The sequence below is a fragment of the Rhizobacter koreensis genome, from assembly GCF_013366375.1.
Classification (GTDB): domain Bacteria; phylum Pseudomonadota; class Gammaproteobacteria; order Burkholderiales; family Burkholderiaceae_C; genus Schlegelella_A; species Schlegelella_A koreensis.
In genome coordinates this window covers 1-20,923 of record NZ_JABWMJ010000012.1, presented here as the reverse complement: position 1 = coordinate 20,923, position 20,923 = coordinate 1, and the positions used below count along the sequence as shown (strand labels likewise).

General features: G+C 67.5%; 13 protein-coding genes and 7 pseudogenes. 16 read left to right on the top strand and 4 right to left on the bottom strand.

Features of this window, described 5'->3' with window-relative positions; genetic code table 11:
* Window positions 1-3: 3 nt before the first annotated feature.
* The 7 genes from HQN59_RS21125 (at window position 4) to HQN59_RS21095 (ending at window position 7,138) form a co-directional block, all read left to right on the top strand.
* A complete protein-coding gene (locus HQN59_RS21125) occupies window positions 4-990 on the top strand; it encodes a relaxase/mobilization nuclease domain-containing protein (RefSeq protein ID WP_176071104.1) in 987 nt (328 codons plus the stop codon).
* 469 nt (window positions 991-1,459) lie between these two features.
* Window positions 1,460-1,552 carry a K(+)-transporting ATPase subunit F gene (gene kdpF / locus HQN59_RS21120; protein ID WP_176070780.1) on the top strand — a complete coding sequence of 31 codons (93 nt, stop codon included), beginning with the start codon at window positions 1,460-1,462 and terminating at the stop codon, window positions 1,550-1,552.
* Window positions 1,549-3,327 carry a potassium-transporting ATPase subunit KdpA gene (gene kdpA, locus HQN59_RS21115; RefSeq protein WP_176071103.1) on the top strand — a complete coding sequence of 593 codons (1,779 nt, stop codon included), beginning with the start codon at window positions 1,549-1,551 and terminating at the stop codon, window positions 3,325-3,327. Before kdpF ends, kdpA begins: the two co-directional genes overlap by 4 nt.
* Before the next feature lie 10 nt (window positions 3,328-3,337).
* Window positions 3,338-5,416 (top strand): potassium-transporting ATPase subunit KdpB, encoded by a 2,079-nt coding sequence (gene kdpB / locus HQN59_RS21110; RefSeq protein ID WP_176071102.1) that lies wholly within the window; start codon window positions 3,338-3,340, stop codon window positions 5,414-5,416.
* 40 nt (window positions 5,417-5,456) lie between these two features.
* Window positions 5,457-6,218 (top strand): TorF family putative porin, encoded by a 762-nt coding sequence (locus HQN59_RS21105; protein WP_176071101.1) that lies wholly within the window; start codon window positions 5,457-5,459, stop codon window positions 6,216-6,218.
* Window positions 6,219-6,241: 23 nt separating this feature from the next.
* On the top strand, window positions 6,242-6,889 hold the full coding sequence (gene kdpC / locus HQN59_RS21100; RefSeq protein WP_176071100.1) for a potassium-transporting ATPase subunit KdpC: 648 nt from the start codon (window positions 6,242-6,244) through the stop codon (window positions 6,887-6,889).
* A gap of 33 nt (window positions 6,890-6,922) precedes the next feature.
* Entirely contained in the window at window positions 6,923-7,138 is a 216-nt protein-coding gene (locus tag HQN59_RS21095; RefSeq protein ID WP_176071099.1) for a hypothetical protein, read from the top strand.
* 5 nt (window positions 7,139-7,143) lie between these two features.
* Here HQN59_RS21095 and HQN59_RS21090 read toward each other — a convergent pair whose 3' ends face one another.
* Window positions 7,144-7,872 (bottom strand): type 1 glutamine amidotransferase, encoded by a 729-nt coding sequence (locus HQN59_RS21090; protein WP_176071098.1) that lies wholly within the window; start codon window positions 7,870-7,872, stop codon window positions 7,144-7,146.
* Between the two features lie 197 nt (window positions 7,873-8,069).
* Here HQN59_RS21090 and HQN59_RS21085 point away from each other — a divergent pair, with 197 nt between their 5' ends.
* Genes HQN59_RS21085 through HQN59_RS21075 form a run of 3 tightly spaced genes read left to right on the top strand, consistent with a single transcriptional unit; the run spans window position 8,070 to window position 12,445 of the window.
* On the top strand, window positions 8,070-9,035 hold the full coding sequence (locus tag HQN59_RS21085; RefSeq protein ID WP_176071097.1) for a magnesium and cobalt transport protein CorA: 966 nt from the start codon (window positions 8,070-8,072) through the stop codon (window positions 9,033-9,035).
* A gap of 2 nt (window positions 9,036-9,037) precedes the next feature.
* Complete coding sequence (locus HQN59_RS21080; protein ID WP_176071096.1) at window positions 9,038-11,746, top strand: DUF4118 domain-containing protein; 2,709 nt, start codon at window positions 9,038-9,040, stop codon at window positions 11,744-11,746.
* Window positions 11,747-11,755: 9 nt separating this feature from the next.
* Complete coding sequence (locus HQN59_RS21075) at window positions 11,756-12,445, top strand: response regulator (RefSeq protein WP_176071095.1); 690 nt, start codon at window positions 11,756-11,758, stop codon at window positions 12,443-12,445.
* A 332-nt stretch (window positions 12,446-12,777) separates the two neighbouring features.
* Here the strand turns inward: HQN59_RS21075 and HQN59_RS21070 are convergent.
* A pseudogene (locus tag HQN59_RS21070) lies at window positions 12,778-12,942 on the bottom strand (helix-turn-helix domain-containing protein); the annotation flags it as partial.
* On the opposite strand from HQN59_RS21070, the pseudogene HQN59_RS21065 reads away from it, so the two are divergent.
* Window positions 12,941-14,007, top strand: a pseudogene (locus HQN59_RS21065) (transposase); the annotation flags it as partial. The pseudogenes HQN59_RS21070 and HQN59_RS21065 sit on opposite strands and share 2 nt — an antisense overlap.
* Before the next feature lie 134 nt (window positions 14,008-14,141).
* Here HQN59_RS21065 and HQN59_RS21060 read toward each other — a convergent pair.
* Window positions 14,142-14,357, bottom strand: a pseudogene (locus HQN59_RS21060) (transposase); the annotation flags it as partial.
* A gap of 361 nt (window positions 14,358-14,718) precedes the next feature.
* Here HQN59_RS21060 and HQN59_RS26895 point away from each other — a divergent pair.
* From HQN59_RS26895 to HQN59_RS21045, 4 genes and pseudogenes are all read left to right on the top strand, one after another.
* A pseudogene (locus tag HQN59_RS26895) lies at window positions 14,719-15,369 on the top strand (AAA family ATPase); the annotation flags it as partial.
* A 39-nt stretch (window positions 15,370-15,408) separates the two neighbouring features.
* Window positions 15,409-16,706 (top strand): annotated as a pseudogene (nhaA, locus tag HQN59_RS27110) (Na+/H+ antiporter NhaA); the annotation flags it as partial.
* Between the two features lie 30 nt (window positions 16,707-16,736).
* Window positions 16,737-17,360 (top strand): DsbA family protein, encoded by a 624-nt coding sequence (locus tag HQN59_RS27105; RefSeq protein ID WP_425342760.1) that lies wholly within the window; start codon window positions 16,737-16,739, stop codon window positions 17,358-17,360.
* A gap of 25 nt (window positions 17,361-17,385) precedes the next feature.
* Window positions 17,386-20,037 (top strand): excinuclease ABC subunit UvrA, encoded by a 2,652-nt coding sequence (locus tag HQN59_RS21045; RefSeq protein WP_176071093.1) that lies wholly within the window; start codon window positions 17,386-17,388, stop codon window positions 20,035-20,037.
* Window positions 20,038-20,117: 80 nt separating this feature from the next.
* Here the strand turns inward: HQN59_RS21045 and HQN59_RS21040 are convergent.
* Window positions 20,118-20,309, bottom strand: a pseudogene (locus tag HQN59_RS21040) (conjugal transfer nickase/helicase domain-containing protein); the annotation flags it as partial.
* Window position 20,310: 1 nt separating this feature from the next.
* Here HQN59_RS21040 and HQN59_RS21035 point away from each other — a divergent pair.
* A pseudogene (locus HQN59_RS21035) lies at window positions 20,311-20,700 on the top strand (integrase core domain-containing protein); the annotation flags it as partial.
* Window positions 20,701-20,923: the final 223 nt, after the last annotated feature.

The following is a 20,923-nucleotide window of genomic DNA, read 5'->3' as shown; positions in this document are numbered from 1 at the left end:
GTCATGACCCAGCCAGCCAACGTCGACGGCGTCCTGATCCAGTGGGGTGACCGGCTCTTCTACCCGGGGAACCGCACCGTCCCCGCACGCCGGGAGCCGCGTCTCAGAGGGGGCGCCCACCAAGGCGCCGCGGCGATCCGTCAACGCATCGAGGCAACGGCTCTCCGCCGCGCGCCCCAGGTGATGGTCAAGGTCACGGGAGGTGGACGTGGCATGTGCGCGATCGCCGCGCACCTGCGCTACATCAGTAAGAACGGGCGCCTGGAGATGGAAGACGAGCGGGGTGAGCAGATGCAGGGGAGGGAGGCGCTGCGCGAGGTCGCCGACGACTGGCGCTTCGGCGGGTCCTACATCCCGGACGTCGCTGAGCGACGCGAGGCGTACAACATCATGCTCTCCATGCCGCGCGGAACAGACCCGCTAAGCGTGCAGTGGGCGGCGCGCGAATTCGCACGGGTGGAGCTGGCCGATCACAAGTACGTGATGGTGCTCCACGATCACCAAACCAACCCTCACGTGCACATCAGCGTCCGCGCCGAGTCCAAGCACGGCAAGCGCCTGAACCCTCGCAAGGCGGACCTGCACCGCTGGCGCGAGACCTTTGCCGAAAAGCTGCGCGAGCGAGGGATCGAGGCCGAGGCGACGCGCCAGGCCACTCGGGGGCACAGCCGGAACTATGAGCCGATCTGGCGTGTCAAGGCGGCCGAGGAGGGACGCCTGCGGGTCGGCAGGGCTGTGTCGAAGTCGAGCGCTCCGGCCAAGAACACCCGTGCTGAGGCACTGAAGGCTTGGATGCAGATTGGGCGGGCGCTAGCCGAGACGCGCGAGCCGCGCGATCTCAGGCTGGCTGCATCGATCAAGTCGTTCCTCCAGGGCGTGCCGACATGGTCGAGCAGGCGGCCAGACGAGCCGACGCGGGTGCCTTCCGCGCCATTCCGTGCCCCGGCTAGTCAGGGCCGAGATGCGCCTCTCGATCGCGGCGAGCGCTGAAGCGCCTGTCGTGGAACGCCGCGGGCGGCTCCGTGCGTAGGCTGGCCTGCCTCCAAGCTGCCGCTCACCAACGTCTCAGAACGGCCATGAGGAGTCACTCGACGTTGCGCCGGTAAGCTGCCTCTCGGAAGCCCGATCGACCCTTAGCAGCCCATTGCCTTCGACCAGAGCAGTCGTCGACGTTTCTGGAGCTGACCGCGACTTGACCATCCGCAAAGCAGACCCAATCGGCGACTGCACATTACGTGTTGCTGCGGTCGGCGGCCTCTTCGACGCCTCATCTTGACGAAATCTTGATGGCGGCGCCGCCAATCTTGGCAACCTCTTGACGCCGTACGGCCGAGCATTCGAACGTACGAATCGGAGGGTGCATGGACATCGCTTATCTCATCGCTGCAGGCGCCTTCTGGGCGGCCATCGTCGCCGTCGCAAGGGGTTGCGAGCGCCTGCGGAGCCGCAAGGGGGCAGCATGACTGGCTGGGATGTCGCGGGTGGCCTGATCGCCATCGGCCTGCTGATCTACCTGCTCGCCGTGTTGCTGCGGCCGGAGGACTTCTCGTGAACGCGCCCGCCTGGATGCAGTTGATCGCCTACTTGGCGACGCTGCTGCTGCTGGCCTGGCCGCTTGCCCGGCTGATCGAAGCGGTGATGCAAGGCCGCTTCGCCTGGGGCCGGCGCATCGAGGCCCCGCTGTTCCGTGTGGCCGGTGTCGACGCCGAGCGCGAGCAGCCGTGGCTTTCCTATGCCATCGGGCTGCTCGTGTTCAACGGCATCGGCGTGCTCGCGGTCTATGCGCTGCAGCGTCTGCAGGCCGTGCTGCCCCTGAACCCCCAAGGCATGGCCGGGGTGTCGCCGGACTCGGCCTTCAACACCGCGATCAGCTTCGTCACCAACACCAACTGGCAGGGCTACGGCGGCGAGTCGACGATGAGCTATCTGACGCAGATGCTGGCGCTGACGGTGCAGAACTTCCTGTCCGCGGCGACTGGCATCGTCGTCGTCGTCGTCCTGATCCGCGGCTTCGCGCGCCACTCGGCGCGGGCCATCGGCAATGTCTGGGTCGATCTGACGCGCGCCACGTTGTGGATCCTGCTGCCGCTCTCGTTCGTCTTCGCGCTCGTCCTCGCCGGTCAAGGCGTGATCCAGAACTTCAAGCCCTACGAGACCGTGCAGACGATCGCGGTGCAGGCGTGGCAAGAGCCCAGGCTCGGCGCCGGCGGCCAGCCGATGAAGGACGCCGCGGGCCAGCCGGTGATGGAGGACAAGGCAGGACAGACGCAGACGCTCGCGATGGGGCCGGTCGCGTCGCAATTGGCCATCAAGATGCTGGGCACCAACGGCGGCGGCTTCTTCAACGCCAACTCCGCGCACCCGTACGAGAACCCGACCGCGGTGACCAACTTCCTGCAGATGCTGTCGATCTTCCTGATCCCGGCAGCGCTGGTGTTCGTGTTCGGGCGCGTGGTGGGTGATCCGCGCCAGGGCTTCGCGGTGCTGGCGGCGATGACGCTGGTCTTCGTCGCCGCCGTGGTCGCCACCACCATGGCCGAGCAGCAGGGCAACCCGGCCCTCGCCGCGCTCGGGGTCGACGCCTCGGCCGGCAACATGGAAGGCAAGGAGGTGCGCTTCGGCACCAACGCCTCGACGCTGTTCGCCGTCATCACCACCGCCGCGAGCTGCGGCGCGGTGAACTCTATGCACGACAGCTACACGCCGCTCGGCGGTCTCGTGCCGATGGCGATGATGCAACTCGGCGAAGTGATCTTCGGCGGCGTCGGCGCGGGCCTCTACGGCATGCTGGTGTTCGCCATGCTGGCGGTCTTCATCGCAGGCCTGATGATCGGCCGCACGCCCGAGTACCTCGGCAAGAAGATCGAGGCGTACGAGATGAAGATGGTCTCGATCGCCATATTGGTCACGCCGTTGCTCGTGCTGGTGGGCACCGCGGTCGCAGTGATCGCCGAATCCGGCCGCTCCAGCATCCAGGATCCGGGGCCGCACGGCTTCTCCGAGGTCCTCTACGCCCTCTCGTCCGCAGCCAACAACAACGGCAGCGCTTTTGCCGGTCTGTCCGCCAACACCCCGTTCTACAACATGCTGCTCGCCGTCGCGATGTGGTTCGGCCGCTTCGGCGTGATCGTGCCGGTGCTCGCGATCGCCGGTGCGCTGGCCGCCAAGAAGCGACTCGAGGTGACCGGCGGCACGTTGCCGACGCACGGCCCCTTGTTCGTGCTGCTGCTCGTGGGCACGGTGCTGCTGGTCGGCCTCTTGAACTACGTGCCGGCCCTGGCCCTGGGACCCGTCGTCGAGCACCTGATGCTGCACGCCGCCAAGTGAGACACGCGCCATGACCCGCAAGACCCTGACCCTGTTCGACCCGGCGCTGATGGCCCCGGCCGTCGCCGACGCCTTCAAGAAGCTCGACCCGCGCGTGCAGTGGCGCAACCCCGTGATGTTCGTCGTCTATGTCGGCAGCGCCTTCACCACGGCGCTGGCCGCGGCCAGGCCCGACGTCTTCACGATCGGCGTGGCGGTGTGGCTGTGGTTCACCGTGCTGTTCGCCAATTTCGCCGAGGCGCTGGCGGAGGGCCGCAGCAAAGCGCAGGCCTCGTCGCTGCGCGGCTTGAAGAAGCAGACCTGGGCGAAGAAGCTCGAAGGCGAGTACCGCCGCGGCGAGCCGCGCACCTCAATGCACTGGCACCCGACCGAGGCCGACAGCCTGCGCAAGGGCCACATCGTGCTCATCGAGGCCGGCGACACCATTCCCGCCGACGGCGAAGTGATCGACGGCGTCGCCTCGGTCGACGAAAGCGCGATCACCGGTGAATCGGCGCCGGTGATCCGCGAATCGGGCGGCGACTTTTCGGCGGTGACCGGCGGCACCCGGGTGCTGTCGGACTGGATCGTCGTACGCGTCGTCGTCAACCCGGGCGAAACCTTCGTCGACCGCATGATCGCGATGGTCGAGAACGCGAAGCGACAGAAGACGCCCAACGAGATTGCGCTGACCATTCTGCTGGTCGCGCTGACCATCGTCTTCCTCGGGGTGGTCGTGACGCTGCTGCCGTTCTCGGCGTTCGGCGTGCAGGCCGTCGGCGCCGGCCAGCCGGTCAGCCTCGTGATTCTCGTCGCCCTGCTGGTCTGCCTGATCCCGACGACGATCGCCGGGCTGCTGAGCGCCATCGGCGTGGCCGGCATGAGCCGGATGATGCAGGCCAACGTCATCGCCACGTCGGGCCGCGCGGTTGAAGCCGCCGGCGACGTCGACGTGCTGCTGCTCGACAAGACCGGCACCATCACGCTCGGCAACCGCCAGGCCAGCGCGTTCATCCCCGCCGCAGGCGTCAAGGAAGCGGCCCTTGCCGACGCGGCGCAGCTCGCGTCGCTGGCCGACGAAACTCCCGAGGGTCGCAGCATCGTCGTGCTGGCCAAGCAGAAGTTCCAGCTGCGCGAGCGCGACGTCGCCGCACTCGGCGCGAGCTTCGTCCACTTCACCGCACAGACGCGGATGAGCGGTGCGGACCTGCAGGACTCGGCCGGCCGCGCGCGCCTGCTGCGCAAGGGCGCGGCCGACGCGATCCGCAAGCACGTGGAGTCGCTGGGCGGCAGCTTTCCGCCGGCACTACAGGCCACCGTCGACGACGTCTCGCGCCGCGGCAGCACGCCGCTCGTCGTGGCCGACGATGCGCGCGTGCTCGGCGTGGTCGAGCTCAAGGACATCGTCAAAGGCGGCATCAAGGAGCGCTTCGCCGAGCTGCGCCGCATGGGCATCAAGACCGTGATGGTGACCGGCGACAACCGTCTCACGGCCGCGGCGATCGCGGCCGAGGCCGGCGTCGACGACTTCCTCGCCGAAGCCACGCCCGAGGCCAAGCTCAAGCTGATCCGCGAGCATCAGGCCGCTGGCCGGCTGGTCGCGATGACCGGCGACGGCACCAACGACGCCCCCGCGCTGGCGCAGGCCGACGTCGCGGTGGCGATGAACACCGGCACCCAGGCCGCCAAGGAGGCCGGCAACATGGTCGACCTCGACAGTAACCCCACCAAGCTGATCGAGATCGTCGAAACCGGCAAGCAGATGCTGATGACGCGCGGCTCGCTGACGACGTTCTCGATCGCGAACGACCTTGCGAAGTATTTCGCCATCATCCCGGCAGCCTTCGTCGCCACGTACCCGCAGCTCGGCGCGCTCAACGTGATGCAGCTCGCGAGCCCGACGTCGGCGATCCTGTCGGCGGTGATCTTCAACGCGCTGATCATCGTCGTGCTGATCCCGCTCGCCCTGAAAGGCGTGACCTATCGCGCGGTCGGCGCGGCCACGCTCCTGCGCCGCAATCTGCTGGTCTACGGACTCGGTGGCGTGATCGTGCCGTTCATCGGAATCAAGCTGATCGACGTCGTGCTGGCCGCACTCGGCCTGTCGTGACGGCGCGCTCGGCCGTCCCAGATCTTCTCGAAAGCCCCACATGCCGTTCACCCTGCCGCGTTCGCTGGGCATCGCCGGCGCCGCCCTGCTGCCTAGCGCAGCCTCCGCCGATCTGACCTTCAACGTCGGCGCCGTCAGCGACTACCGCTATCGCGGCATCTCGCAGACGCGCCTGAAGCCGGCCCTGCAGGCCGGTGTCGACTGGAGCCACGCGAGCGGCTTCTACGTCGGCGCGTGGGGCTCGACGATCAAGTGGATCGACGACGCCTACGGCGACGCGAAGGTCGAGATCGACCTCTACGGCGGCTACAAGGGGGAACTCGTCAAGGGCCTGAACTTCGACGTCGGCGTGGTGCAGTACGTATACCCCCGCGCGCGCACGCGCCAGTGGAACGCGGCGTTCAAGAACCCGAACACCACCGAGGCCTACGGCGCGCTCGCGTTCGGCCCGGCCACCGCAAAGCTGTGGGTCGCCACCACCAACCTTTTCGGCAACTACGACTTCGCCAACGGCCGCGACACCAAGGGCAGCTGGTACCTCGACCTGAGCGCGAGCTTCGATGCCGGTGGCGGCGTCATGGTGACGCCCCACGTCGGCCGGCAGAAGGTGCGCCACCTCGACTTCGCCAGCTACACCGACTGGTCGCTCACCGTCAGCAGGGACTTCAACGGCATCGTGCCGAGCATCGCGCTCGTCGGCACCGACGCCGACAAGGACTTCTACGTGCCCGGCGGCAGCGCCAACAGCACCCGGTTTCTGGGCAGGACCGGTGTCGTGATCGGCGTCAAAGCCACGTTCTGATTGCCTTCAGGAAGGCTTCGGCCATGAACAACACTCTCAATACCCATTCCCTCGCGGCGGCTGCCGATGCGAAATCAGTCGAGCGCCGCCCTGCGCTGCTGCGGCCAGCGCTCACGCTGTTCGTTGTGCTTTCAGCCGTGACCGGATTGCTGTACCCGATCGCGACCACCGGCGTGGCGCAACTCGTGTTTCCGCATGCCGCCAACGGCAGCCTGATCGCCCGCGACGGCAAGGCTGTCGGTTCGGAACTCATCGGCCAACCGTTCAACGACCCGGGATTTTTCTGGAGCCGCCCGTCGGCCACGGTGCCGATGCCGTACAACGCCGCCAACTCCGGCGGCTCGAACCTCGGCCCGAGCAATCCGGCGCTGGCCGAGGCGGTGAAGGCGCGCATCGGCGCGCTGCGAGCGGCCGATCCGGGCAACACCGAACCGGTGCCCGTGGACCTGGTTACCGCCTCGGCCAGCGGGCTCGATCCACACATCAGCCGTGCCGCCGCGGATTACCAAGTCGCGCGCGTGGCCCGCGTACGCGGGCTGCCCGCCGCACGCGTGCATGCGCTCGTGGAGCAGCACACCGAACGGCCGGTGCTCGGCTTCATCGGCGAGCCGCGCGTGCACGCGTTGAAGCTCAACCTGGCGCTCGACGGCGTGCGCGGCACGGGCCAATAAGACCTGCGGCGTCGAGCACCTGTACGCCCCTCCATGGACGACTGGATCGGCGCTTTGCTGTCGCTGCTGACGGTCTTGGCACCGCTGCTCCTGGCGTGGTGGCTGATCGGGCGCGGCGCGCGCGAGCGGCAGACACCCGGCGCCGGCCGCCGCCGACGCCGCACTCGGGGCACGCACGACGCTCCTGGACGCGGCGCGCGCGGCCGCCCGGCCGCCGCAGCGGCCGCGCCGCGCAAGGCCGGACGATGAGGTGTTCAGGAGCCCCCGCCGACGCTCACCAGCGGCGGGCGGGCCAAGCCCAGGGCCCAACGACGGTAGATCCGGCCCGCCGCAGCGTGCACGGCGGGCAGCACGTGCGGCAGCTGCGCCAGGATGGCATCACGTTGCTGCACGGCGGGTCCGCTGGCTGCCAGCAGCTCGTTCGCCGAGCCGTCGAGCCATTCGCGCACGATGTCCTCGGTGACCTCGAAGTGGCACTGGAAAGCCAGGTGTTTGCCGATCGCAAAGGCCTTGTTCATGCAATGCGCGCTGGTCAGCAGCCGTTGCGCGCCGGGCGGAATCGCGAACGTTTCGTAATGCCAGTTGAACGCCCAAACCTCGGGTTGTGCGAACACTCCCCGCCCGGCCGGCACCGCGCGCAGCCGCGACCACCCGATGTCGGGCCAGGCATTGCGGCAGACCACCGCGCCGAGCGCGCGCGCCATCAGCTGCGCACCGAAGCAGTGACCGAGCACGGGAATGTCGGCGTCCATCGCCGCCCGCACCAGGCGCGCTTCGCGTTCGATCCAGGAGAGCGGATCGTTGACGCTGCGGTTGCTGCCGAGCAGCACGATGCCGCTGAAGTCGCGCGCATCGCGCGGCACGTAGCCCGGGTCGGCCTCGGGAACGAAGGTGCGCTGTTCGATGCCCAGCTCCTCGAGCGTCTGCTTCAGAAAGCCCGGACGCTGCGTGTCGTCGTGCTGGAAGATCGCGATCGGTTTCATGCGCAAGGCGCGCGACGGTGGCGCGTCGTCGGTGGCGGAACGATCAATCTAGGCGCGCCGCCGTCAAGCCGCCGTCAAGTTTCGTCGCCGGGCAATCAAGAACGCGTCAAGTCGGCGCCGCGGGTCCTGCCGGCGCCGCAGCGGCCATGGGAAGATGCCGCGCTATCCACTTCGGCTCACCACCTGGCGACTTCCGCATGCTGATCAACTGCGTCGCCTACGAGGACGGCCGCAAGTTGGCCGACATTCCCATCGACGACATCGAGGAGTGGGTGGCGAGGCCGCGCTGCTTCGTCTGGGTCGCACTGCGCGATGCCACCGATGACGAGCTGCGCCAGCTGCAGCACGAGTTCGACCTGCACGAGCTCGCGATCGAGGATGCGCGGCACGGACATCAGCGGCCCAAGATCGAGGAGTACGGCGACACGCTCTTCGTCGTGATGAAGCTGCCCGAGGCTCGGTCCGACGGCCTGGAGATGGGCGAGGTGGCCATCTTCGTCGGCGCCAACTTCGTGCTCTCGGTGCGCAATCACAGCGCCCACGGCTTCCTCGGCGTACGCGAGCGCTGCGAGCGCGAGCCGGAGCACCTGAAGCAGGGCTCCGGCTTCGTGCTTTATGCGCTGATGGACTCCGTGATCGACCGCTACTTTCCGCTCATCGATGCGATGGATAGCGACCTCGAGGAGATCGAGGGCGCCATCTTCGATCGTGGAGCGGCGCGCTGGAACATCCAGCGCCTGTATGCGCTGAAACGGCGCGCGACGGTGCTGCGCCATGCGGTGGCGCCGCTGCTGGAGGTGACGGGCAAGCTGCACGGCGGCCGTGTGCCCGCGGTCTGCGCGCACAGCCAGGAGTTCTTCCGCGACATCGAGGACCACCTTGCGCGCATCAACACGGCGGTCGACGCGATCCGCGACACCATCGGCACCGCGATCCAGGTGAACCTGTCGATGGTGACGATCGAGGAGTCGGAGACCACCAAACGGCTGGCGGCGTGGGCGGCGATCTTCGCGGTGTCGACCGCGCTGGCCGGCATCTGGGGCATGAACTTCGAGCACATGCCCGAGCTGAAGTGGGCCTGGGGCTATCCGATGGCGCTGGGCGCGATCGCCGGCGCCGCGGGCATCCTGTTCTGGCGCTTCAAGCGCGCGGGGTGGCTCTAGGAATGACCGGCGACGACCGCCCCGACCCCGACCAGCTCCTGCAGCAGGTCCAGCGAGACGAGGCCCGCGAGCGGCGCGGCCGGCTCAAGATCTTCTTCGGCGCGTCGGCGGGCGTCGGCAAGACCTACGCGATGCTCGCTGCGGCGCGCGCCGCCCGGAGCCAGGGCGTCACGCTGATCGTCGGGCTGGTCGAGACCCACGGCCGCGCCGAGACCGAGGCGATGGCGCGCGACCTGCCACGCTTGCCCCTGAAGAGCGTGACCTACCGGGACCGCACGCTGCAGGAGTTCGACCTCGATGCGGCGCTGGCATGGGCGCGCGCCCAGGCCGATCCGCTGGTGCTGCTCGACGAACTCGCGCACCACAACGCGCCCGGATCGCGACACCGCAAGCGCTGGCAGGACGTGGAGGAACTGCTGGCCTCCGGCGTCGACGTCTGGACGACGATGAACGTCCAGCACCTGGAGAGCCTGAACGACATCGTCAGCGGCATCACCGGCATCCGGGTCTGGGAGACGGTACCGGACCGGGTGTTCGACGAGGCCGACGAAGTCGTGGTGGTCGATCTGCCGCCCGACGAGCTGCTTGGGCGGCTCAAGGCCGGCAAGGTCTACATCCCCCAGCAGGCCGAGCGCGCCTCGGCCAACTTCTTCCGCAAGGGCAACCTGCTGGTCTTGCGCGAGCTGACCTTGCGCCGCACCGCCGACCGCGTGGACGACCAGATGCAGGCCTGGCGCCGCCGCAGCTCGGTCGAGGCGGTGTGGCCCAACCGCGAGGCGCTGCTGGCCTGCGTGGGCGTGGGCGCGAGCGGCGAAAAGGTGGTGCGCGCCTGTGCCCGGCTGGCGGCGCAGCTCGACGTGGCATGGCATGCCGTGCATGTGGAGACACCCGCCGTGCAACGTCTTCCGGCCGGGCGTCGCAAGCAGGCCTTGCGCGTGCTCAAGCTGGCCGAGGAACTGGGGGCGACCGCGGCGACTCCGTCCGCCCCCGAAGCGCCCGCCGCGCTGGTTCGCTATGCCCGCGAGCACAATCTCGCGAGGCTCGTGATCGGTCGTACCACCCGGCGCTGGCCATGGCAGCGCTCGACGTCGGATCGCATCGGCGCGCTTGCCGAGGACCTCGACGTGGTGCAGGTGGCCCCACCCGCCGGCGCCCGCGACAATGTACCGCGCGCCGAGGCGTCCGCGGACATCGGCGAGTTCCCGTGGCGCGGGTACGCCACCGCGGTGCTCGCCTGCGGGGCCACCGCCCTCCTGGCGACGCCGCTGCTCGGCTGGCTGGAGTTGACCAACATCGTGATGATCTTCCTGCTCGCCGTGGTCGGCGTCGGGTGGGTCCATGGGCGCGGACCTGCGGTGGTGGCGGCGTTCGTCGGCGTCGGGCTGTTCGACTGGTTCTTCGTGCCGCCACGCTTCTCGTTCGCGGTGAGTGACGTGCAGTACCTGGTCACCTTCGCGGTGATGCTGGTAGTGGCACTGGCCATCAGCCAGCTCACCGCCGGGCTCAAGGTACAGGCCCAGGCCGCAACGCAGCGCGAGCACCGCATGCGCGGCCTGTACGAGATGTCGCGTGACCTTTCGGCCGCGCTGCTGCCCACGCAGGTGGCCGAGATCGGCGCCCGCTTCCTCGCGGCCGAATTCAAGGCACGCGCCACCTTGCTCGCGGCCGACGAGCACGATCGACTGGTCGCCCTGCCCGGCGGCTGCGCGGCGGTGGACAACGCGGTGGCGCAGTGGTCGTTCGACCGCGGCGAGCCGGCCGGCTTCGGCACCGACACCCTTGCGGCGAGCGCCTGCCTGGTGCTGCCGCTGAAGGCGCCCATGCGGGTGCGCGGCGTGCTGGCCGTGGAGCCGGAGAATCGCGCCACCCTGGGACCCGACCAGCGCCGGCTGCTCGACACGTGCGCCTCGCTGCTGGCGATCTCGCTGGAACGCATCCACTACATCGACGTGGCGCAAGAGAGCACGGTGCAGATCGAATCGGAGCGGCTCCGCAATTCGCTGCTGTCGGCGATCTCGCATGACCTGCGCACACCGCTCGCGGCGATGGTCGGGCTCGCCGACGCGCTGACGATGACGGCGCCGACGTTGCCGGCACCACAAGCCGAGGTCGTCCGTGCCATTCGCGATTCGGCGATGCGCATGAGCGAGATGGTCGGCAATCTTCTCGACATGGCCCGGCTCGAGGCGGGTGCAGTGCCGATGCGTCGCGAGTGGCAGCCGCTGGAAGAGGTGGTCGGCAGCGCGCTGGCCGCCTGCGCTCCGGCGCTGCAGGCTCGCCCCGTGCGGGTGGCTCTTGCCGACGACCTGCCGCTGGTCCAGGTGGACGCGGTCCTCCTGGAGCGCGTGCTCGTCAACCTGCTCGAGAACGCCGCCAAGTACACACCGTCGGGCAGTCCGATCGAGCTGACCGCATCAGCCTCGTCTTCGACCGTGACGATCACGATCGACGATCACGGCCCCGGCCTGCCACAGGGGCGCGAGGAAGCGCTGTTCGACAAATTCGAGCGCGGCAGCAAGGAGAGCGCGACGCCGGGCGTCGGCCTCGGGTTGGCGATCTCGCGCGCCATCGTGCAGGCCCATGGCGGCACGATCCGTGGCGAGAACCGTTCGGGCCCCGCAGGCATCGAAGGCGCGCGCTTCGTGATCGAGCTGCCGCGCGGCGAGCCGCCCGCCGACGACGGCAGCACGACAGCCACCGGCGCGGTCTAGGATGCCGCCATGGAACTGCGCGCCCGCATCCTTGTCGTCGAAGACGAACCCCAGATCCGCCGCTTCGTGCGGATGACGCTCGAATCGGAAGGCCACGACGTCTACGAGGCGTCGACTCTGCAGCGTGGGCTCATCGAGGCAGGCAGCCGGCGCCCGGACTTGGCCATCGTGGACCTCGGTCTGCCGGACGGCGATGGGGTCGACCTGATCCGCGACCTGCGTGGTTGGTCGCAGGCGCCGGTCATCGTGCTGTCGGCCCGCAGCGGCGAGGCGGAGAAGGTCGCCGCGCTCGACGCAGGGGCCGACGACTACCTCGTCAAACCGTTCGGCGCGGCAGAGCTGCTGGCGCGGGTGCGGGCCCAGCTGCGGCGTCAGGCGCTTGCCCCGGCCTCGGCGAACGCGGTGCTGCGATTCGGCCGCACGACGCTGGATCTGGCGAGGCGGCTGGTGGAGCGCGATGGCGAGCCGCTGCACCTCACCCCGATCGAGTACCGGCTGCTCACGCTCCTGGCCTCACAGCCCGACCGCGTCGTGACTCACCAGCAATTGTTGAAAGCGGTGTGGGGTCCGGGGCATGCGGATGACACGCATTACGTGCGCGTGCACATGTCCAACCTGCGCAAAAAGCTCGAGGACGACGCGTCGATGCCGCGGCACTTGCTGGCCGAGCCGGGGATCGGATACCGGTTCCGGCCCTGAAGTCTCCGTCGCCAGCGGGAAGGCCGCGTTGTCGATCTGGATCGATGAAGGCCTCGTCCGCAATGACTTTGAACGTCGGCTATCTAGAGGCTCGCCGACTGACTGCTTATGTCCGGCAGTGAAGTTCGCGGATGACCGCTTCCCAAAGGCCGCTACGACAGCAACGGGTCGAGTTCCGCCGAAGTAGCGCCTCGGCAGCCTTCCGGCAAGCAGGCCTTCATCGTTGGACTTCCCCGCAGCAGCCATTCGCTGGCGGCTCTGAACGGCCATCTGCAGACGTTCAGTACCGGCAGCATTCGGGCACTTCATTGAGCTGCACCACGCGGCGCCGATCAGGCACGTGCACGCAACTCCCTCACGCCGCGGCCCAGCTTGCGTCGCAACAGGTTGCGAAGGGTCACACCGTCGGAATAGCCGATCTGTGCGGCGATTTGGTCGACGCTCTCGCTGCCGGTTCGCAGCAGATGCACCGCACGCTCGACGCGCAGATCCTGGATTGCCAAGAAGCTGCACGGAGACGTGGCGTTCCGTGTGCTGGGCGCAGGCAACTTCCTGCGCACCGCACGATCCGCGACTTCCGGGCCTTCCACCTCAAGGAGCTGTCGGAGTTGTTCGTGCAGGTGGTGCGCCTGGCGCGCGAGATAGGTCTGGTCAAGCTGGGCACGATTGCGGTGGACGGCACCAAGATCAAGGCCAACGCCAGCCGTCACAAGGCCATGAGCTACGGCCACATGCTCAAGGCCGAGGCCGAGCTCAAGGCACAGATCGAAGCCCTGCTCAAGCGTGCGCAGCAGGCGGACGAGGCCGAGAAGAGCGAACCGGAACTGGACATTCCCGCCGAGATTGCCCGGCGCGAGGCTCGACTGGCCGCCATCACCGAGGCCCGTCAGCGCCTGGAGCAACGCCAACGCGACGCCGAGTTCGAGCGCGGGCGTGACCCTGACGAACCGCCGCGCGGCGGGCGCTACAAGCGCGAGTTCGGCGTGCCCGAGGACAAGGCGCAGGACAACTTCACCGATCCGGACAGCCGCATCATGAAGCGCGCCGGTGGGGGCTTCGATGCCAGCTACAACGCACAGACGGCGGTGGACGATGCGGCGCACATCATCGTGGCCGCAGAGTTGACCAACAGCGCCAGCGATGCGGGCGAACTGCCCACGATGCTGGAGGCGGTACAAGACAACCTGGGCGAGTTGCCCGAGCAGGCCCTGGCCGACACCGGCTACAAGGCCGAGGCGGTGTTCGAGGCGCTGGCTGGCACAGGGTGTGAGCTGGTGGTGGCCGTGGGTCGCGAGGGCAAGCAGGCGCTGCGCTTCGATCCGCAGCGATCACCCCATACAGCGGCGATGGCGGCCAAGCTGCAGACTGACGAAGGCAAGGCCGCGTACCGACGCCGCAAGTGGATCGCCGAGCCACCCAACGGCTGGATAAAGAACGTGCTTGGCTTCCGCCAGTTCAGTCTGCGCGGGCTGCACCGTGTCCAGGCTGAGTGGAAACTCGTGTGCATGGCGCTAACTCGGATCTTTCATGAAGCCCCGCGGCCGTCTGCCGCACGGTGCTGAGGCGGGGCTCCTCGCTGTTCCTCACTGACGTGAGCAATTCCGCAGCACGGCCGAAGCTGCTGCGGCACTTTGCTGACGCACTGCCCCCTTACCTCCGCCGTTTGTCATCGTGCCGGGGAAGCACTGGATGAGGTCTATGGCGCCAAGGCATGCGCGGCGCTGGCGAAGACCGCGCGCATCGGATGGCTCGAGGCGAGCATCACGCGCACGCGGCGGGTGTTGCGCACGATCGCCGCAGCGATCTTGAGCAACTGCACGCGGCTGGTGGCCGTGCAGGCGCTGGCCAATGCCGTGCCGGCCAGCGCATGGCGGCGCAGGTTGACCATCAGCGTGTAAGCCAGCGCGGCCATTCAACACCAACCTCATTGGACGGCGTTTGAAAGGCAAGTCCGCTGACGGGCCTTTCAAATACCGGCATCAGGGGAACCTGGCCACCATCGGCCGCAGCCTGGCCGTGATTGACATGGGGCGGGTTAAGCTGCGTGATGGATCTGGAAGCTCGCGCATATCTACTTTCTGATCGGTACGCGAAATCGTCTCAGCGTCGCTTTGAGCTGGGTATGGAACCACAGCATCGGCTACCGCGGCTCTCGCATCATCATGCATGCGATGGCCGACAAAGAGCCCACGGCGTTGGATAAATCCGGCTCTCTGGATTGAGGTGCCCACCTTATCGGAACGTCAACTATCAGAAGTGCCAGGGAGAGGAACTTGACCGATCTATTCACGACAAAGCCCAAGCCTCCCTTGGCCGAACTCCTGCGGCCCAAGACGCTGGACGAATTCGTCGGGCAACGGCACTTGCTCGGCCCCGGCAAGCCGCTGCGTCTCGCGTTCGAGGCGGGCAAGTTGCACTCGTTCATCCTCTGGGGGCCGCCAGGCGTGGGCAAGACCACCCTAGGGCGCCTGGCCGCCAGTGCGACCGACAGCCGATTCATCGCCATCTCGGCCGTGCTGGCCGGGGTGAAGGACATCCGGCAAGCCATCGACGAGGCCCAGGCCGAACTGGACAACCATGGTCGATCGACGGTGCTTTTCGTCAATGAGATCCATCGCTTCAACAAGGCGCAGCAGGATGCCCTGCTGCCGCATGTCGAGTCGGGGCTCCTGACCCTGGTGGGGGGGACGACCGAGCATCCGGGGTTGGCGGTCAATTCCGCACTCCTCTCGCGTGCGCAGGTCTATACCCTCGAACCGCTGTCCAGCGACGAACTGAACCAGCTCTACGAACGCGCACTGCCGCATCTCCAGGGCGTCACGTTGGACGCGGACGCGCCGGACCTGCTAAAGGGCTTTGCCGATGGCGATGGCAGGGCGTGGCGCGGCCGGGCTGGTACCAGCCAACGGACAGGGGCGTCGAGCGAAGGCTGGGAGAAAGGCTTACTTGGCTGCGCTCGCTCGATGACGCGACGCCGCCAAGCCCGGACGCTTGACCGACATCCCCCCGAAATCGGCCCATCGCTACCTCACGAACTACAGGATAAGAACATGCCAGACGCTTCTCTCGGTGAATCCTCGGCGAGTATCCGACGAAGACGAGTTGCCCGCTATCTGCACACGGAGTCTGGTGCTGCGGTGCTGCTGGTGATCGTCACGGTCGTGGCGCTGGCGTGGGCGAACTCGCCGCTATCCGATGCCTATTTCGAGTTGTGGCACCTGGACGTCGGGTTTGACTTCGGGCCGCTGGGCCTGCACATGGATCTGCATCACTGGGTCAACGACGGCCTGATGGTCGTCTTCTTCTTCCTGATCGGCCTGGAGGTGCGTCAGGAATTCGCCCACGGGTCGCTCAGGGACCGCAGCCGTGCCCGTCTCGCTCTGATCGCGGGGGTCGCGGGTGTCGTGCTTCCCGCGCTGGTGTATGTCCTGATCGTGGGGCTGGCCGGAAGTGAGGGCCTGCACGGGTGGGGGGCGGTGGTCGGTACCGATACGGCGTTCATGCTGGGCACCCTGGCGATCGTCGGCCCGCGGCTATCCGGTCAGTTGCGCGTGTTCTTGCTCACCCTGACGTGGTCGATGACTTCCTCGCCGTGTCCATCATCGGCATCGTCTATAGCGAGGAGATCCGGGTCGTCCCGTTGCTGATCGCCCTCGCCAGTCTCGTCGGGTTGTGGTTGCTAGGGCGCAACCGCCAGTGGCGGGCAACGCCCTATGTGCTGATCGTGATCGTGCTGTGGCTCGCGACCGTGTACTCCGGCATCCATGCCTCCCTCGCCGGGATGGCCGCGGGGCTGCTGATCCCCGCCTACGCAACGCAACGTCACAAGGTCGTCGCGGCAAGACAGTTGTTCCGTGACTTCTGGCAGTCTCCAAGTGCCGCATCGGCTCGCGCAGTGGACTGCGGGCTGTCCCAGGGTGTCTCGGTGAACGAGCGGCTGCACGAGTTCCTGCGGCTGCCGACAGCGCTGCTGATCGTGCCGGTGTTCGCCTTGGCGAACGCCGGGGTGGACCTGCGTGGTGGGCTGCTCGCTGAGGCCTTCGGCTCGCCCGTGACCTGGGGCGTCATCGCGGGGCTCGTGCTCGGCAAGCTCCTGGGCATCGGGCTCATCACACTTGCCGCGGTCCGCCTCGGCCTGGGGCGCCTGCCGGCGGGTATCGGAATGGGGAGCGTGTTCGGTGGTGCGGCACTGTCCGGAATCGGGTTCACCGTGTCGCTGCTCATCATCGGGCTCGCGTTCGGCACGACCTCCGACCTGGGCCGCCGGGCGACGGTCGGCGTGCTCGTGTCGATGATGCTCGCCACGTTGCTCGGGCGGCTCATCTTCAAGGTTGCCGCTCGCAGGTGGGGTGAGGAGACCGCCGATCTGCCGATGTTGCTTGAGCCGCCGGTCGATCCCGAGGTCGATCACATTCGCGGGCCAGAGGACGCGCAGCTCACGCTGGTGGAGTACGTGGACTTCGAGTGCGCGTACTGTGCGCACGCTACCGGTTCTTGGGAGGATCTGCGCGCCCACTTCGGGGACGACCTGCGGTATGTGGTGCGCCAGTTGCCGCACCACCCGCATGGGCCGATCGCCGCGCGTGCGTCCGAGGCGGCATCGAATCAGGGGATGTTCTGGCCGTGGCTGGACTTCGTGTTCACCCGTCAGCACGCGCTGGAGCGCGAGGATCTGATCGGCTACGCCGTAGAGCTTGGGCTCGACGTCGATCGGTTCATCGCGGATCTCGACAGCCATGCGGTGATCGAGCGTGTCGAGCGCGACCTCGCCAGTGCGGTCGCCAGCGGTGCGCATGTCACGCCGACGTTCTTCGTCGAGGGTCGCCGCCTGCGCGGCAGCTACGACGCCCGCACTCTCACCGCAGCGCTCGAAGCCAGCCGCCGCGGCACCCGAACTCAGGAACTCCCGTCCTGAGCGGGACGAACTACAGGATAAGAACATGCCAAACAATTCTTTCGGTGAATCCTCTTGTACCGCTGCGGCCAGCGGCCTCGTGCAGGTGCGTGGCGCGCGCGAGAACAACCTCAAGGAGGTGGACGTCTCCATCCCGCGTAACGCGCTGGTGGTGTTCTCGGGTGTCTCCGGCTCCGGGAAGTCCTCGCTGGCCTTTGGCACCATCTATGCGGAGGCCCAGCGGCGCTACTTCGAGTCGGTGGCCCCCTATGCGCGGCGACTGATCGACCAGGCCGGCGTGCCGGACGTCGATGCGATCGACGGCCTGCCGCCGGCGGTGGCGCTGCAACAGCAGCGGGGCTCCAGCAACGCGCGTTCCTCTGTGGGCAGTGTGACCACCTTGTCCAGCCTGGTGCGGATGATGTATTCGCGCGCCGGCGCCTACCCAGCCAACCAGCCGATGCTGTACGCCGAGGATTTTTCGCCCAACACGCCGCAGGGAGCGTGCCCGACCTGCCACGGCCTGGGCCATGTGTACGAGGTGACTGAGGCCATCATGGTGCCCAATCCCTCCCTGAGCATCCGCGAGCGGGCGATCGCCTCCTGGCCCCCCGCCTGGCAAGGCCAGAACCTGCGCGACATCCTGGTCAGCATGGGCTACGACGTTGACCGACCGTGGAAGGACCTGCCGAAGAAGGATCGCGACTGGATTCTGTTCACCGAGGAAACACCGACGGTGCCGGTGTACGCCGGCTTCACGCCCGCCGAAACCCGCGCCGCGCTCAAGCGCAAGATGGAGCCGAGCTACATGGGCACCTTCACCGGCGCCCGGCGGTATGTGCTGCACACCTTTGCCAACACCCAGAGCGCGCTGATGAGAAAGCGCGTGTCCCGGTTCATGGAGGGCAAACCGTGCCCCACCTGCCACGGCAAGCGGCTCAAGTCCGAGGCGCTGTCGGTCACCTTCGCCGGCGTGGACATCGGCGCGTTCATGCAGATGCCGCTGGACCAGTTGGCGGCCTTGCTCGAACCCATCGCCCAGGGCGATTTCCGCGCCCATGCAGCGGGGGCGGCTACGGACAAGGAAGCGACCCGACGCGACCGTGCCGAACGCGCGGCCTCCGGTCGCGCCGTCCATGCGGTATCGCCCGACGTGCGCCGCACCTCGGCGCTATCGGAAGAAAAGCGCCTCGCCGCGCAGCGCCTGGCCGGTGGCGTGATGGCACGCCTGCGCCAACTGCGTGGGCTGGGCCTGGGCTACTTGAAGCTGGACCGGGCAACGCCGACGCTTTCGGCCGGCGAGTTGCAGCGCCTGCGGCTGGCCACGCAATTGAGTTCCCTGCTGTTCGGTGTCGTGTACGTGCTCGACGAGCCCTCCGCGGGCCTGCACCCCTCCGATAGCCAGGCCCTGTACGACGCACTCGACCGGCTGCGCGACGCCGGCAACTCGGTGTTCGTGGTGGAGCACGACTTGGACCTGATGCGCCGCGCGCAATGGCTCGTGGATGTCGGGCCGGATGCTGGGGAGCGTGGCGGCCGCGTGCTCTACAGCGGCGAGCCGGATGGCCTGCGCAAGATTGCCGAATCGCGTACTGCACGCTACCTGTTCGATGAGATCCCCGCGCCGGGAAGCCGGGCACGCGAAGCGACCGGCTGGCTGGAGCTGCAAGACATTCACCGCCACAACCTGCATGGCGTGAATGCGCGCATTCCGCTGGGCGTGCTGACGGCCGTCACCGGCATCTCCGGCTCGGGCAAGTCCAGCCTCGTCGCGCAGGCCCTGCCGGAGCTGGTGCTGCTGCACCTGGGCCACGAGCCGGAAGACGATGTAGCCGAAAGCGCCACCAGCGAAGGGCCGGCAGTGATCGAAGCGACCGGCGGCCATCTGGCGGGCGACGTGGACGCCGTACAGCGTCTGGTGCAGGTGGACCAGAAACCGATCGGGCGCACGCCGCGGTCGAACCTGGCCACCTATACGGGCCTGTTCGACCATGTGCGCAAGCTGTTCGCTGCCACGCCCGATGCGCGACGCCGCCGCTACGATGCCGGGCGGTTCTCGTTCAACGTCGTCAAGGGGCGCTGCGAGACCTGCGAGGGCGAGGGCTTCGTCAGCGTGGAACTGCTGTTTATGCCCAGCGTGTACGCGCCGTGCCCGACGTGCCATGGCGCACGCTACAACGAGGCCACGCTGAAGGTGCAATGGAACGGGCGCAACATCGCCGAGGTGCTGCAGATGACCGTGGACGAAGCCAGCGAATTCTTCGCGGGTGAAGACGCTGTGACAAGGCCACTGCAACTGCTGCGCGATATCGGACTGGGCTACCTGCGCCTGGGGCAACCGGCCACAGAGCTTTCCGGTGGCGAGGCGCAGCGTATCAAGCTGGCGACCGAGCTTCAGCGCAGCCAGCGCGGCCGAAGCCTGTACGTGCTCGACGAGCCGACTACCGGGCTGCATGCGTCGGACGCCGACCGGCTGCTGGTGCAGTTGCAGCGCCTGGTCGATGCCGGCAATACCGTAGTGATGATCGAACACGATATGCGCGCGGTGGCCCAGGCCGATTGGGTGATCGACGTGGGGCCTGGTGCAGGCGCTGCCGGCGGCAGCATCGTGGTGGCGGGCTCCCCTCAGCAGGTGGCCCAAACGTCTGGCAGCAGAACCGCTCCGTTCCTTGCACAGGAGTTGGCGCGGGCCGAGTAGCTCAGTTCGCCAAATGTTGCCAATTTTCGCGGGGCATTGATCGTCGCCACACGACGGTGGCGATCAATGCCCGAATCGCGTCATCCTTCCTGAGTCAGAGCAAGATAGGGGTTGTTGGGCGGTATTTCGGCGAGTGCCAAGGACCCATCTTCGAGGAGGTAGCCATGCAGTCGGCGGGACTTCCTCGGGCCCATGACTTCACAGGTCCAAATGTTCAGGCCATTGGGCTGCTTTCGATGTAGCTGCAGCTTCTCGAAGCGCTTCTGCACCCACGTTTTGGATGCGCTGGAGCAGGCGCTGTACGCCCGCTGACCCGAGCGTGATGGGTCGTTGACCCACCACTCCGACAGAGGGTCTCAATACGTCGGAATTCGCTACACCGAGAGGCTGGCAGAGGCCAAAATTGCACCCTCGGTGGGCAGTCGCGGTGACAGCTACGACAACGCCTTGGCCGAGACCATCAACGGCTTGTACAAAGCCGAGTTGATTCACCGCCGGGCACCGTGGAAAACGAAAGAAACTCTGGAACTGGCCACCCTCGAATGGGTGTCCTGGTTTAACCACCACAGGCTCCTTGAGCCCATGGGGCACATTCCGCCCGCAGAAGCTGAGGCAAACTACTACCGGCAACTCGCCAGTCAGGCCACCTCGGTGGCGACCTGACTTAAACCAAACTGCCTCCACGAAACCCGGTGCGGTTCACTCGGTAGATGCCATCGATTCACAGCTTCGCAAGATCGAAGGGCAGAGCCTTGGGTATAAATGACCTGCCCCCTTCCGGCGTACCAGTGTTTCGGAAGGAGTCCGGGTTGAAGGTTACGTGATCTCGTTGGTTGCCGTGGACTGGTGAGCAGCACCGCCGGCATGCCGGCGGTGCTGCTCGGCG